The 14,696-nt window shown below is 63.6% G+C and carries 12 protein-coding genes; 7 read left to right on the top strand and 5 right to left on the bottom strand.

The features are described 5' to 3' along the window. Positions 1-61 precede the first annotated feature (61 nt). Positions 62-898: an alpha/beta fold hydrolase gene (locus tag CFB47_RS18930; RefSeq protein WP_089461938.1), complete on the bottom strand. Its 837-nt coding sequence runs from the start codon at positions 896-898 to the stop codon at positions 62-64. A 70-nt stretch (positions 899-968) separates the two neighbouring features. Continuing rightward, entirely contained in the window at positions 969-1,778 is an 810-nt protein-coding gene (locus CFB47_RS18925) for a hypothetical protein (RefSeq protein ID WP_089428860.1), read from the bottom strand. Between the two features lie 543 nt (positions 1,779-2,321). Between CFB47_RS18925 and CFB47_RS18920 the strand changes: the two genes are divergently transcribed. From CFB47_RS18920 to CFB47_RS18895, 6 genes are all read left to right on the top strand, one after another. Then, a complete protein-coding gene (locus CFB47_RS18920) occupies positions 2,322-3,272 on the top strand; it encodes a GHMP kinase (protein ID WP_256946710.1) in 951 nt (316 codons plus the stop codon). Positions 3,273-3,353: 81 nt separating this feature from the next. After that, the gene (locus CFB47_RS18915) at positions 3,354-4,286 is read left to right on the top strand and encodes a PLP-dependent cysteine synthase family protein (RefSeq protein ID WP_373453148.1); all 933 of its coding nucleotides are present in this window, start codon (positions 3,354-3,356) and stop codon (positions 4,284-4,286) included. A gap of 3 nt (positions 4,287-4,289) precedes the next feature. Further along, positions 4,290-6,860 carry a lyase family protein gene (locus tag CFB47_RS18910; protein WP_089461936.1) on the top strand — a complete coding sequence of 857 codons (2,571 nt, stop codon included), beginning with the start codon at positions 4,290-4,292 and terminating at the stop codon, positions 6,858-6,860. After that, complete coding sequence (locus CFB47_RS18905) at positions 6,857-7,672, top strand: formyl transferase (RefSeq protein WP_089459172.1); 816 nt, start codon at positions 6,857-6,859, stop codon at positions 7,670-7,672. The genes CFB47_RS18910 and CFB47_RS18905 overlap by 4 nt, the downstream gene beginning before the upstream one ends. Continuing rightward, positions 7,673-8,275, top strand: a complete 603-nt coding sequence (locus CFB47_RS18900) for a LysE family translocator (RefSeq protein ID WP_089461935.1) — start codon at positions 7,673-7,675, stop codon at positions 8,273-8,275. Between the two features lie 35 nt (positions 8,276-8,310). Beyond that, complete coding sequence (locus CFB47_RS18895; protein ID WP_089461934.1) at positions 8,311-9,267, top strand: D-aminoacyl-tRNA deacylase; 957 nt, start codon at positions 8,311-8,313, stop codon at positions 9,265-9,267. 11 nt (positions 9,268-9,278) lie between these two features. On the opposite strand, the gene CFB47_RS18890 is transcribed toward CFB47_RS18895, so the two are convergent. Both CFB47_RS18890 and CFB47_RS18885 read right to left on the bottom strand, forming a co-directional pair. Continuing rightward, a complete protein-coding gene (locus tag CFB47_RS18890) occupies positions 9,279-10,085 on the bottom strand; it encodes a helix-turn-helix transcriptional regulator (protein WP_242808562.1) in 807 nt (268 codons plus the stop codon). A gap of 1,017 nt (positions 10,086-11,102) precedes the next feature. Further along, complete coding sequence (locus CFB47_RS18885) at positions 11,103-11,801, bottom strand: MgtC/SapB family protein (RefSeq protein ID WP_089461933.1); 699 nt, start codon at positions 11,799-11,801, stop codon at positions 11,103-11,105. Between the two features lie 114 nt (positions 11,802-11,915). Here CFB47_RS18885 and CFB47_RS18880 point away from each other — a divergent pair, with 114 nt between their 5' ends. Beyond that, positions 11,916-13,025 (top strand): AGE family epimerase/isomerase, encoded by a 1,110-nt coding sequence (locus CFB47_RS18880; protein ID WP_089461932.1) that lies wholly within the window; start codon positions 11,916-11,918, stop codon positions 13,023-13,025. Here the strand turns inward: CFB47_RS18880 and CFB47_RS18875 are convergent. Further along, positions 12,998-14,617 (bottom strand): methyl-accepting chemotaxis protein, encoded by a 1,620-nt coding sequence (locus tag CFB47_RS18875; RefSeq protein WP_089441422.1) that lies wholly within the window; start codon positions 14,615-14,617, stop codon positions 12,998-13,000. The genes CFB47_RS18880 and CFB47_RS18875 overlap by 28 nt on opposite strands. Positions 14,618-14,696 lie beyond the last annotated feature (79 nt).

The following is a 14,696-nucleotide window of genomic DNA, read 5'->3' as shown; positions in this document are numbered from 1 at the left end:
ACAAGGCAGACGCTCGTCTCCGGGCGGCAAGACGGCCCGACGCGAACCACGGTGCATGCCGTCATACGGCCTCCCGGCGACCGAAGAACTCGATGATCGAATCGTTGACGGCGTTCTTTTCGCGCAGAATTTCGTAGTGGTCTCCCGGCACCACGACATGTCGCTCGGCATTGCGCAACAGCGCGGCAATGACCCGCGAGCTGGCAGGGCAGACCTGCTCGTCGCCATCGGTCGAAATCACGCGCGTGCGGTGCGGGACTTCGCCGGCGAGCGTCATGAAGTCGGTGCCGCGATACGACAGGTAGTTCAGCCCGTGGCGATGCAGGCGAGCGGCCGATGAAAACGGCACGAGAACTTCTTCATCGAACTCGGTCTTGGCGGGAACCCCTACCCGGCTCGCCGTGAGCTTCTCGCACAACGCGGCCGCATAGTTCAGGCTTTCCGCCGCCAACGGCAGCAGACTGTCCACTTCCCGCTGAAAATTCGATTGAGGGCAGACCGCGGGACTCAGCATGTACTCTCCGCAAACCAGCGCGAGACGATCGATTCGATGCCCTTCGATGCGCGCAGCGACGAGTGCGATGCCGGCACCCGAACAGAATCCGACCACATCCGTCTTGCGTACGCCCAACGCGTCCAGCACCGAGCACATGTCCTGAACATGGACTTCGGGTGTCATCCCGCTTTCGTGCGCGGCGGGCGGCTGGTCGCATAGCGAGCGACCTTGCCAGGTCACCACGTTGAATTCGCCCGACAGCATCGCGCACAGTGTTCCGGCCGCATCGAGGCGAAGCCCGAACGGTAGTATCAGCGTCAAGAACGGTTTCGCTTCACGCCAATCCCCGCGAAATACTCGCAGCCGCTTTCCGTCAGACGCCGTCACGAACGATTCGTACATATGCTGGGTTTGCGAATGAAATGGGATGCCTCGTACGACCATCGGCTGAACACGATGCGCGTCGGCCTGACTAGTGCAGCAATTTCCAGCCTGCCTCGTGATACACCAGGAACGTACCGATCGTGCGACGCAGCGACGAGCATCGCTCGACCGCATGCAGATTGCGGCTGTTGAAGACGCAGAGCTGGCCACTCTTCGGCCGCACGGTCAGCGCATCGACGCCCTCGAGCACGCCCAGCGTCTTGTGCTGCGCATACTCCTCGGCCCACTGGTCGAGCTGACGACGCGATTCCGGGCGGATGTTCCACAGAACGAAGCCCGCTTCGTTCTCGGCCTTCTGGATCGTGATGAATGCACCCAGCTGCTCGAGATTGAGTCGAAATGGCCAACGCTCCACCTCGCGCCCGAAGTCGATGCAATCGCAATGCGGCGCAAAGCTGAACGGATCCCCTTCGAAGGGAGGATATTCACGCTTCGTGGCCAGCATGAACTGACTCCAGTTGCCGAATCGCAGGGTTTCCGCACCCAACTCCTTGATGAACAGCTGAATGAAATGCGTCTCGCGCATGTGAAGATTCGCCACGCCGGCGTGCCCGAAATACTCGGCAATATTGCTGACCAGCGCTTCGGATCCTGAACGTTGCAACTGGCCGAGCGTGATGCCCGTCGCATTCAGGGCGCGATGGTACTGGTGGCCGCGCATATCGGGAAAGCCGCGATCGTTCCACCACGTATCGATGTCGGCGGGCGCAACCACGTCAAGCAGTGCCGCGGCGACTTCCCGATCGCGCACGCATTCGACGGCGTCGCGCAGCGTCATGTTCCTGCTCACGTCCCGCCCGTCGAACGTCATGAACCGGCCAGCGAACATCGTTTCCATTTCACGTTTCCCGGATAGTCTGATTGATTTTCAAACTTGATAAGGATGACAAATCAATGGAGCGGCTTTCGAACCGAGCGTTCGAATTCCATCGATTCCATTTAATTCGGAGAAGCCGCGATTGATTTTTCGGCGGCACGTGATGCCGTGTTCTGCGGAACAGGCTCCAGGAGGGAACGTCGGTTCCAATTCTGTTGGTCCGCGTTTCCCTGCCCGGCACATCCTCATCGTCGTGGAAATACTCTATCCCGGCCCCACCGCGCACGTAAAGTGCCGGGCCATCGCGCGATCGCGCGACTCGACACGCATCGCCACGCAATGGCACGCCGATCGGCGAGCCCGAATACCGCGCCGTTCACGCAGCCGCAAACCCTTTCGCGACAACAATCCGGCGGCCTTTTTCACCACGTTGCGAGCGGGGCCGGCCGATCGAATCGAGGCTACTTTCCAAGCCGTCGGCACCCTCCCCGCCCCCCTGTTCCGGAGCAATATTTCGATACTAGTGAGCAATTTTTGCAAAGAAGATGGGGAGCTGCCGTCGCTATGCTTCCAGCTCGACACTCAAAATTTTTTTCATTTCGAGGGGGAGAAATGGCCGTTCTCTCAGAGCAAGCTGACGCGCTACGAAACGACGGACACCTGTCACCGTTTCCCAAAGGCGAATGCCACGGGACCTTCGGCGAGCTGATGCAAGGCGTGCTGCCGGACGACCGGCACTTCCTGGTCACGTTGCCGGTCAACCTGAAGAGCATTGTCGAATTCGAGATCACGCATTCGGATCATGTCGCGGTCGATGTCGGGTTCAAGACCAAGGCGTGTCGCGCGGTTCAGGACTACCTGCGGCTTCACGACTTGCCGCCGGGCGGCATGCTGCATTTCAAGTCGATGTTCGCCGTCGGCAAGGGACTGGCGAGCTCGTCGGCGGATATGGTCGCGTCGATCCGTGCCGCTGCGTCGGCATATGGCCGGACGCCGACGCCCGAGACGATCGAATCGATCCTCCGTTTCATCGAACCGACGGACGGCGTGATGTATGACGGCATCGTCTCGTTCTACCACCGCGAGGTAAAACTCGACGAGCAGCTTGGCAAGACGCCTGCCCTCATGATCGTCAGCGCGGATCGCGGCGGAGAATGCGACACGATCGAATTCAACCGGAAGAAACGCGATCCGCCCGCGGAAGTGCGTGACGAATACCGCAGCATGCTGGCGCGCATGAAAACAGCGATCCGTACCTCGGATCTGCACGCGCTCGGCGAGATCGCGACGCGAAGCTGCGAGCTGTCACAGGCATTCAATCCTCACCCGCACATCCCTGTCCTGCGCAAGCTGCGCGCCGAGACCGGCGCGCTCGGCCTCGCCGCGACGCATTCGGGAACGTGTGTCGGCTTGCTCTACGACGCAAACGCAGCCGATACGGCCGACGCGGCCGCTTATGCACGGAAGCGACTGCACGCACTTCGAATCGAATCCACTCAATACACAACGGTATAGGAAACGTACATGCTTCAATACGAATCGTCGCTCGACGCGATGCAGGACGCAGTGCTGTTTCCAATCGAGCGTTCGCTGCACATGGTGTCGTTCAAGGCGATGAAAATCGTGCCTGCCAACTACATCATCAGCACGGCACGCGCCCGCGGCGAACTGCAGCCGGGCGGAACGGTCGTGGAAACATCGAGCGGCAACTTCGCGCTCGGGATGGCCATCGTGTGCAACCGCTTGAACCACCCCTTCGTGGCGATCGGCGATCCCGTGATCGATCCGACATTCAAGCGCCAGCTCGAAATGCTGGGCGGTCGGGTGGAAATCGTCACGGATAAAAAGGGTAGCCAGGGGTACCAGAAGGCGCGACTCGATCGACTGCACGAAATTCTCGATGCCGAGCAAGGGGCGTTCTGGTGCCGCCAGTACGACAACGAGAACAACGCGCTCGCTTACGCCAACATCGCCCACGAGCTGCTGGACCGGATCGGCCCCCGCCTGATTCTCGTCGCGCCGGTCGGCTCCGGCGGCTCGAGCTGCGGCATGGCGACATCGCTGCGCGCGGCAGGCGCCGACTGCACGCTCGTCGGCGTCGACACCTTCAACAGCGTCCTGTTCGGCCAGGTCGACGGCCCGCGCAAACTGCGTGGTCTCGGCAACACGATCATGCCCGGAAACCTGAAGCATGCGTTGTTCGACGAAGTACATTGGGTCAGCGCGGAGCTTGCCGATCATTTCACGCGCAAGCTCTATGCGTCCACCGGACATTTCCGCGGGCCGACCACCGGCGCCGCCTACGCGGTCGTCCGATCCGTGCGCGACAGATGTCCGGATACGCCGATCGTCTTCCTGAGCCCGGACGACGGTTCACGCTACGTCGGCTCGACCTTCACCGCGCATCCCGACAGTCCCGCATACGATCGACTTCGTCCGATCGAGATCGGGCACCCGACGGCTTACGATGTGGAGACGGAATGGGCGTGGATGAACTGGAATCGCTCGGACATCCACAGGTTTCAGTGAATCATGGCGATCATCTACATCGAATCGAACACCACGGGGTTCGGGCAGATGCTGCTCGACGCGTCGTTGCACTACGATGAAACCTGCTTCCTCGTGCGCGACCGTGCGCGCTACGCGTTTATCGATCGGTTGCCGCCCGGCGTTCGCGTGATCGATTGCGACACGCAATCGGTCGATGCACTCGAGCGTGTCGCCGGTGAAATCGACAACGTACGTTACGTCGTATCGACGAGCGATGCATTCATCGAGAACGCGGCACGATTGTCCGAGCGGCTCGGCTTGCCCGGCAATCCGGGCGCCACGGTCGCGCTGTGTCGAGACAAGCTGCGACTGCAGGACGTGTTGCGCGACCACGGCGTCCCGTACCCGTATACCGCTGCGATCGATTCCGCGGAGGCGGCGCACAATCTGACCTATCCGGTCATCGTGAAGCCGAGGCAAGGCACGGGCAGCATCGGCGTGCGCCTCGTCGAACACGCGCCGGATTTTCCGGATGCGTCCGATGGCGCGCTCATCTGCCAGCGCTTCATTCCGGGAACGGAGTTCTCGGTCGAATCGTTCAGCGATGCAGACGGCCATCATGTGCTTGCGGTCACGCGCAAGTTCGTGACCAAGCCGCCGCATTTTCTCGAACTCGCGCACGTCCTGCCGGCGGATCTCGATGCAGCCACCCATGCCCGCATCGTCGATACGGTACGTCGCGCACTCGATGCGGTCGGCTATGCATTCGGTCCCGCGCACACGGAACTGAAAGTTCACGACGGCACGATCACCGTCATCGAAATCAACGCGCGCCTTGCCGGCGGGATGATTCCCCGCTTGATGGAGCGTGCATACGGATGGTCGATCGCGGATCTGTACGTGCGCAGCCATCTTGCGCGCCGCAGCCAGTTCGTCGTGCCGACGCCCGCGTTGCATAGCGCGGTCGCGTTCGTCGTGCCGGAGGTCGGGCGCCGCTATGTCGGCATCGATTTTCCGGACGACTGCGCCGACGCCGGCCTGTTTCGCGAAGCAGGCGTCAACGCCGGCAAGTTCGACTTCTCCGATCGCGCCGGTTACGTCATTGCGTTCGGCCGAAGCGCTGCTTCGGTGCTCCGGCAGGCGCTGTCGCTCCGGAGGCGTTCACGCGTGCTTTACGACGAACCGGATCGGGCGGTGCCGAACCGCGACACGATTCACGACATCGTCTACGAACGTACGCCCGCGTGCTTCGGCAAGCTCAAGACCCATCTTCTCGCGATCGAAAAAGCCCATCTGATCATGTTGCGCGAACGATCGATCCTGAACGCCGAGCAGTTCGACTCGCTGCGCGATGCGGTCATGGCACTCGAAGCGAATCCGGCGCTGTTGCTCGAACACGTTTCCGGACGCGGCGACTACTTCGATTACGAACAGTATGTGATCAGCCGCTGCGGACGGGACACCGGCGGCATGATTCAGGCGGCGCGCTCACGCAACGACATCAACGGCACGCACCTTCTGCTGACCATTCGCCAGGCGCTATCGCACGTCACGGGCCAGGCCGTCGATCTCGGCACGGCGCTCATGCGACGCGCCGCCGATTCGGCCGACATCCTGCTGCCGATCTATAGCCAGTACCAGACCGCGATGCCCGGATCGGCAGGGCATTACCTCGTCGCGCAGTGCGAAATACTGCTCGGCACGCTTGACGCGCTCTCCTCGCTGCGCGACGGCCTCACGGTTTCCCCGCTCGGCGCATGCGCCGGCGCGGGCACGACGTTCGCCACCGACCCGCAATGCACGGCGACCCTGCTGGGTTTTTCGGCAGGCCCGCTCAATTCGCTGAGCGCGATCACCGACAAGAATCCGGCACTGCGCTGCGTGTGCCTGCTGGCGGAGCTGAGCGGCAATCTGAACCGTATCGCGACCGACCTGCAGCTCTGGTCGATGCGCGAAATCGGGCTCGTCACATTGCCGGACGGCATGTACGGCGGCTCGTCCAACATGCCGCAGAAACGCAACCCGTACTTGCTCGAATGGCTGCGTCTCGGTCACGACCGCATCGTCGGACATTGCGCCGCGGCACTGTCGTCGCTATCGCATCTGCCGACCGGCAACTCGTATCAGGCCAGCCGCACCGCGGTCGAAACGGTCGCCGAGATGAGCGGTCTCGTCATCGACATGCTGAAGGTGCTCGTCTATGCGATGAACGAGATCCGGTTCGACGCCGACGCCGCACGCCGCGCGATCGAAATCGGGAATGCAGGCGCGACGCTCGTCGCGGAATCGCTCGTGCAGCAACGCGCGGCATCATTCAGGGATGCCCATGCGGCAGTCGGACGCGCACTGTCCGGCGCGCCCGGCGCCACGTCGGATTCGCTCGACGCCACGGCGGCAGCGATGCTCGACCGCGTTCATGCCCGGCTGGAAAGTGCAAACGTGTTCGACGCGCTCGACGGCGGCGGTGGGCCATCGACGCGGAACACGCACACGGCGGTAGCAGTACTCGCCACGCGCCTGCTGGATCAGCGCCGGCGCCAGCGATCCTGCGAGTCCCGCACCGCTGCGACACAACAGGCGCTCGATCGCCGCTTCATGAGTATGCTCGCATGACCAACGTCACGTTGCTCTGTTCGGACGGTCCGCATCATCTCTATCTCGCCGCGGAGCTTGTTACCGCGTTCGGACGCGTTCGCGTCATCGTCGAACCCGGGCGCGAACAGGCATCTCGCTTGTTTCGCAACGGCAACTATCGTGCGTATCTGTGGACTCGCTATCACGAATGGCGACGCAGACTATCAGGATACGACGCGTACCGCCGCCGCTATTTTCTTCGCGACGACGAACTGCGGACCTGGGACGCACTTCGACGTCACGCCGGTGTTCAATATCTGGAAACGTCGTGGATCAACGACACGAGCGTGCTCGACGCACTGCGCGAGGACGTGTCCGACGTCTATATCGTGATGGGCACCAAGAAGATCGGCGAGGCGTTGCTGTCGCTCGTACCGCCCGGGCGCATCATCAACATCCACGGCGGTCACCTGCCGTACTACCGGGGCAATCACTGCTTCTTCTTCGCACTGCATCACGGCGAATTCGACAAGCTGAGCACGACGATTCATCGCGTGTCCGCCGGCCTCGATACGGGCGCCATCATCAGCCGTCATCCAGTCCGGTTCTCCGACGGCGACAATTCGGAAACGCTCTATTCGCGCGCCGAACGAGCCGCAGTGGACAGTCTCGTTGCCCGCTTGAAGCAGAACGCCGATCTCGCGACGTGGCACAGCGAACCGCAACCGGACGTCGGCTCGACCTACCGCATGCGCGACCGCGGCCCGCTCGTCGAGCTTGCCCATCACCTCGGCGCAATTCGCCGACGGCGCACAGCGGCAGGCGCGAATCGCGACAAGGTGAGAGGCTAGATGAACGTCGACGCCGCGCTTGTCGCCAAGTTGCTCCAGATCGGACTGTTCTCGATCCCGCTGATCATCTCTCCGGGGCCGAACAACCTGATGACGACCGCCAACTGCGCGCAGTTCGGGTATCGACGCACGCTGCCGTCGCTAACCGGCATTTCGGTTGGCGTATTCGTCCTGTTCATGGTCATCGCGCTCGGGCTGTCCAGCGTGCTGAGCCGATACCCGTTGCTGCACCCGGCGCTGAAGGTGGTGGGCACCGCGTACATCCTGTACCTGGCCTACAAGCTGTACACGTCGCAGCCGACGCATGCCGGGAATCTCTCGATCGAGCATCCCATCACGTTCGGTGAGGCCGCGCTGCTCCAGATTCTGAATCCGAAAATCTGGCTGCTCGGCGCCAGCGCGACGTCAACGTTCCTGCCCTTGACCAGCAACCTGTACGTCGACGCAACGCTCCTGTCGCTCACGCTCGGGATCATTTTCTTCCCGTGCAACTCGATCTGGGCCGTATTCGGCCTCGTGATGGCGCAAGTCCTGCGCGGCAGGGCACTCCAACGAACACTGGCCCTGCTGTCCGCCTCTTCGATCGCGTTTCTGCTGTTCTGAACGTTCGCCATGATCCACTTCAGGAAAACTCACCCGTGAAGCACATCGTTCTGGCTTTCTGCACCGATCTCGACAAGGATCCGGTGTCGGCGCACGTGCTGGCCCGGCTCCTCGCCTCCGGCATCGACTGGCAAGCCGAAGGCACCCTGGACGGACATCCGGTACTGCGCGCGCAATCCGGCGGCGTGCGCTACGACCTGCTGCAGCTCGACCAGGTGCTCAGCCACGACTACCGACGCTACGCGCCACGGCTGAACGAGGCCTTCGGCGACGCCGACGCGATCGTTATCGTCAACTGGCATGAAGGGAAAAATGCGCCCGACCGCATTTTCACGATCCAGACGACCGGCGACATGGAAAGCGGCACGTTCAGTCCGGTCGATCCCGCCATCACGCGCAGCCTGTTTCTGGCGGTCGAACACGAGCGTCGGAAAGCGGGCCTGGATTCGTATTCGACGTGGATGGAAGCCACGCACTGGTCCGGCCCGCTCTACGGCGCCCAGCCCGGCAGCCTCGTCTCCGCGGTGACGCCATCGGTCATCGATCTGGAAATCGGCAGCAAGGCGGACGCGTGGACAAACCCGGATGCCGCCGACGTGCTAGTGCGTGCACTGCTGGCGGCGGGGGAACACGCGGCTCAACCGGCGATCTCGCTGCTCTGTATCGGCGGAACCCATTTCGAGCCCGGATTCACGCAGTTGCTGCGCGATTACGGCGACACGCAAGGACTCGCGCTGTCCCACGTGCTTCCCAATCACTGGCTGGTCGCGCACGACTACGACTCGCCGGAACGATTGAAGGACCTGATTGCGTGCGCCCGGTCGATCAAGGGCGGTGTCGATGCGATCGCGTTTCACGACAACCTCAAGGCTGCCCACAAGCAGCAGGTGCGCAATCTCGCACAGGAACTTCGCGTCCCCGCCCTCTCGCATCGCAAGTTGAGATCAGCCGACTTGGCCGGCTTGATCCGCGACGCGCAAAACGGCCCCTGACTTGAGCGATATCACTTTCCGCGCACCGCGCCGGGAGAATAGCCGTAATGTCGCTTGAATGCGGTCGAGAACCGGCTGTGCTGCGCATAGCCGCACTCGAGTGCGATGCTCATGATCTTCTGGTCGGTGTGTCTCAGCAGGTCGTGTGCCCGGGCCATCCTCAATCCGGTCAAAAACGCGTGCGGAGACTGTTCGAACGTGTTCTTGAATTTACGCAGAAAGTGGTAGCGGCTGAGACTCACGAGATCCGCCAGATGTTCGAGCCGCACCATCTCGCCGAGATTGGCGTTGCAATACTCGCGGATCATGTCGGCCTGCTTCGTCGACAGGCACCCCCGCGTATCCACGGGCTCCAGATCGGCCTCGGCGTAACCGCGGATCGCGTTGAGCAGAATCCAGCTCATCAGGCTATCGATGCCGAGCGACAGCGTCTCGTCGTTCCAGTCGGACTGCGCAATGCTGTGCGCCGCCGCACTGATGACGGGGGAGGCTTCCTGGAAGACCTCGCGGAACCGGTAGGCCTCCGGTGGCTGGCGCAAGGCCCGAAGCAGGCTGGGCTCGAAGTTGCGCATGTCGAAATAGATATGCAGAAAATTGAGGCGCTCGGTGATTTGCCACTGCGATTCGCCTTCACCAACCGGAAACAGACAGACTGCACTTTTGAATCCCCGGCGAACGACCTGCCTTCCGTCGACCTGTGCACAATTTTCGCCGCCCGACAAATAGATACTCAGCACGTTCTCCGCCGAGCTTTTATATTCGGTCAACGTATTGCGACCTGTCCATTCTGACAGGGTTATGCCCGACGGCAATTGCATGGATCGAACGACTTCGGCTCCTGCCGAATTCAACGCGCCGCGAACCGTAATCGAGTAAGGACAAGACATGTGTCGCAATAGTGGGTTGTGAATGTGGCGCGGAAGAACGGCTTTCCCTCTTAAAGGGGCATACCGCACACGCTGTTCGGAATAATCGCCCCACTTTGGGGCGGCGCCCGTCATCCAGCACATCGACAGTCATGCTGTGCCTTTCGGCAAGCACGGTCATGCTCCGCCAGCTTACCTTAAGTTCGCCGCAAGCGGGCAGGCAACCCACTCACGTCGAAGTAAAGCGCTCTACTCGAAAATGACAGACGATGATTCCATTGAATGTCGTTCTTTTATGGTTGCGCCGTCGAAACCCACTCATTTCGGACGATCAAACATCGAGATGCCGAGGCAAGAATTAAGCATTTTCTTGCATCCAGGCATGGATATAAAGACGTCGCCGAATTCAGCAATAGATACGCATTACCAAAGAAAAAATGACCGCACAACTTCCCAAGTGCATGCTTGCGACGACAAAATGGGAAGTCGCACTCGATCGACATGAAACCCTCAAAGCGATTGAAGCAGCGGCCACGCCAGCCACGACAATCGGGCTGAGAATGAATGATCTTGTGAAAGGTGCCGACAAAGTGCCGGCGCCGCCCCATCTCCCGCGATTGCTTGCAACCTGGATGCGGACGGACCCCAGTCTTTGAAGTGGCGAGATGATAGCGCCCCACAAACAGCGCTCGACTGGCGCAAGGTCGCCCACGCCCGACGAATCGTATCGGTGCCCCACCCTCACCTCTTTCCGGCCATCCCCAGATGGATCGACTGACTTGAAGCAAAGCCTCTCGCGATTGAAGGGTCGAAAAGCAATTCTCCGCAAACCCTTGAAAATCACGACAATTTCGACTCGTATTTGGCGGAGATCAAGGAAAATCGGATGGCCAGGCCCACAAGCGCGGAACCGGATGTCGAACGGAATCGGTGGTCGGCCATTGTCGCACGCCCCGTCGCCGATTCCGCCTATTCGTCGCCCGACAAGCCGTTGCCCTCTTCGAAACGCGTGACGCCCTTCAGCGCGCGCAGCTTGTCGCAGATCGCCCTGTATTCGAGTTCCGACACCCGCGCGAGCGCGATGCGCACCTCGTCGTGCTCGCCTGTGTCGTCGGCACGCTGCACGATGAACTGCTTCACCCGCGCACTGTCCGGACCCAGCGCCGCGTGCAGCGAATCGAAGTTCAGCGTGCCGCCCACGACCGTCAGCGCGAGCTGGCGCCGCTGGCGAGCCGTGAAGTAGCGCCGCTCCAGCGGCTTGATGCCGGCCAGGATGATCAGGATGACGATCGTCGCCGAAATCGACGCGACGTAGAGCCCGCCGCCCACCGCGAGGCCGATCGCGGCGACCGACCACAGGCTCGCGGCGGTCGTCAGCCCGCGCACGATCTCGCCGCGCAGCAGGATCGAGCCCGCGCCGAGGAAGCCGATGCCCGACACGACCTGCGCGGCGATCCGCGACGGATCGAGCACGATGTGCTCGCTGCTGCCGAGTACGTCGGCGAACCCGAACGCCGACACGATCATGATCAGCGTCGAACCGACACAGACGAGCATATGCGTCCGCAGGCCTGCCGCCCACGACAGACGCTCGCGCTCGAAGCCGATGACACTGCCCAGCGCCGCCGCGAGGACGAGCCGCATCACGAGTTCCAGGTTGCTCAGCATGCGATTTATCTCCTTTTTTGGTGCCGGCGGTGCGGAATGTTTTATCCTTGGCCCCGGCCGCGCCGATCCTCCGGGCCGCGCCGACACGTTTCGAACCCAGCGCTCAACCCCGTCATGTCCGTTTCCGACTCCGCTTCCGCCCAGGCCGCCCAGCTGCGCCACCATTTCGCGCACGTCGTCTTGCCGATCTGGCGGGGTTCAGGGTTCGACCAGACATTACAGTTGCCGTTCGAAGCCGTCGATCCGACCACCCACGCGCCGCTGCCCGTGACCCGTTATCGCGCGATGGCCTGCGCACGGCAACTGTTCGTGTTCGCACAGGCCGGCGACACCGCGCACGCGGCCACGCTGTTCGACGCGCTCGGCCGCCACTTTCGCGACCCGCGCCACGGCGGCTGGCACTACAGCGTGGACGCGCAGGGCGCCCCGCTCGACACGACCAAGGATCTCTACACGCACGCCTTCATCGTGTTCGCGTGCGCCGCGTGGTACGCGGCGTCGGGCGACGCCGCCGCGCGCAAGACAGCCGAAGAGACCGCCGCGCTGATTCAGGACCGCTTCGCGCCGCACCGCGGCGACGCGCTGCTCGACGCGGCACGCCACGCCGATTTCTCGTCATCCGGCAGCGGGGCGCTGCAGAATCCGCTGATGCACCTGACCGAAGCGTGGCTCGCGGCGGCGGCTGCGTTCGGCGACACGGCGTTCGACGACGCGCTCGCGCGCACCGCGCAAGCCGTCGAGCGCACGTTCGTCGATGCGGCGACCGGCTGCGTGGCCGAGCTGCCGCTCGGCGCAGCCGACAACCGGTTCGAGCCCGGCCATCAGTTCGAGTGGTTCTATCTGGTCGATGCGGCCGGCGCGCGGCTCGCGCAGACCGGGCTCCCCGGCGCGCTGGCGCGCGCATTCGTGTTCGCGGAGCAATACGGCGTCGATCCGCAGACGGGCGGCGTCTGCGCGGCGCTCGACGCGCAAGGCGCGTGCATCGACGGCACGCAGCGGATCTGGGCGCAGACCGAGTACCTGCGCGCGCTCGCGACGCACGGCGGCACGCCGGCCTCCGCGCCGCTCGCGCGGCAGATCGAACGCTTCGCCGCGCGCTTCCTGCATCCGCGCGGCTGGTTCGAGTGCAAGACGGCGGACGGGCGGGTAGCGCGCGCCGACATGCCGTCGACGACGCCCTACCACCTCGAGACCGCCTACGCGGCGCTGCCGGCCGGCGCGTAACCCGCGTCGTCGAACGACGGCGCCGCGCGCTCGCCGCGTGCGGCGCGGCCGTCGCCCAGTTCGAACACCGACACCGCCTGCATCAGGTGCGCGGTCTGGTCGTTCAGCGACGCGGCCGCCGCCGCGACCTCCTCCACCAGCGCCGCGTTCTGCTGCGTGAGCTGATCCATCTGCGTGACGGCCTGGTTCACCTGCTCGATCCCGACGCTCTGCTCGACCGACGCCGCCGTGATCTCGGACATCGTCTGCACGACGCGCGTGATCGACGCCGACACCGTCCGCATCGCGTCGCCGGCGCGCTCGACGAGCTCCGCGCCGCCGTTGATCTGCGAAACCGAATCCTCGATCAGCGCCTTGATCTCCTTCGCCGATTGCGCGCTGCGCTGCGCGAGCGAGCGCACCTCACCCGCGACGACCGCGAAGCCGCGTCCCTGTTCGCCCGCGCGGGCGGCTTCCACGGCCGCGTTCAGCGCGAGGATGTTGGTCTGGAACGCGATGCCGTCGATCACCGAGATGATCTCCGCGATCCGCCCCGAGCTTTGCGCGATGCCGCGCATCCGATCGATCACGCTGTCGACCACGCCGCCGCCGTGGCTCGTCGCCTCGAGCGCCGCGTCGGCCAGCGCGCTCGCCGCACGCGCGCTGTCGGTGTTCTGCCGGACGGTCGCCGTCAGTTCCTCCATGCTCGCGGCCGTTTCCTCGAGCGACGCGGCCTGCGTGCCGGTGCGCGCCGACAGGTCGGCATTGCCGCCCGCGATCTCTCCAGCGCCGAGGTGGATCGCATCCGACGCCTGGCGCACCGTACGCACGGTGCCCGCGATACTCGTCTGCATCGTGGCGAGGCCGCGCAGCATCCGGTCGATCTCGAACACGCCGCCTGCCCGCACGACTTCATCGAGCCGGCCCTGCGCGATCCGCTCGAAATGGCGGCCGGCTTCTTCCAGCGGCGCGACGACCGCGCGCCGCGCGGCCGCGTAGATCGCCGCGCTCGCCACGAGCATCGCCACCAGCAGCACGATGCCGACCGACTTGAACCAGAGCATGCCGCCGTCGATCGTGTCGAGCGCCGTGCGGCTCGATGCGCCGCCGTAGTCGGTGAAGCGGCGCAACTCGGCGATATAGGCATCCTGGATGCTCTGCGTCGGCTGGTCGAGGAAAGCCTGGATGTTGTCGGCGTCGAGGAACTGCACGAGTTCGCCGAGCGCGCCGCGCAGCGCGCGATAGCGCTCGGTGAGCGCCGCGACGCGCGCGCGGTTGGCATCGTCGACCGGCTGCGCGGCCGTCAGCGCGGCAAACGCCTTGTCGGCTTCCGCGAGCGACGCGCCGGCATGGCGGATGATGTCGTCGGGTTTCGGGCCGCCGCGCACCATCCGCGTGCCGGCGCGTGACAGGTTGATGCGCGCGTCGAGCAACTGCTGGGTCGCCTGGCTGGCCGCCTCGACCTGCGTGATCGCGACGTTCGACAGATCGTCGACGCCGCTGCGCGTCGACTTGAGCGCCCAGAAGCCGAGCGCCTCGATCGCGAACAGGAAGACGCAAAACACGGTCAACACGCCGAGCAGACCCGACGCGAGCTTGATTTTTCCGAACATGGGGGAGATTCCTGGAAAGCGGACGATGAGGCAATGCCCCGGCATTAGCGGCATTTCTTCGTCCGACTTTAGGTGCGGA

This window comes from Burkholderia sp. AU27893 (assembly GCF_002223205.1).
In the GTDB taxonomy this organism is placed as follows: Bacteria; Pseudomonadota; Gammaproteobacteria; order Burkholderiales; family Burkholderiaceae; genus Burkholderia.
The sequence above is the reverse complement of the archived record's forward strand: the minus strand, read 5'-3'. Positions and strand labels throughout refer to the sequence as shown.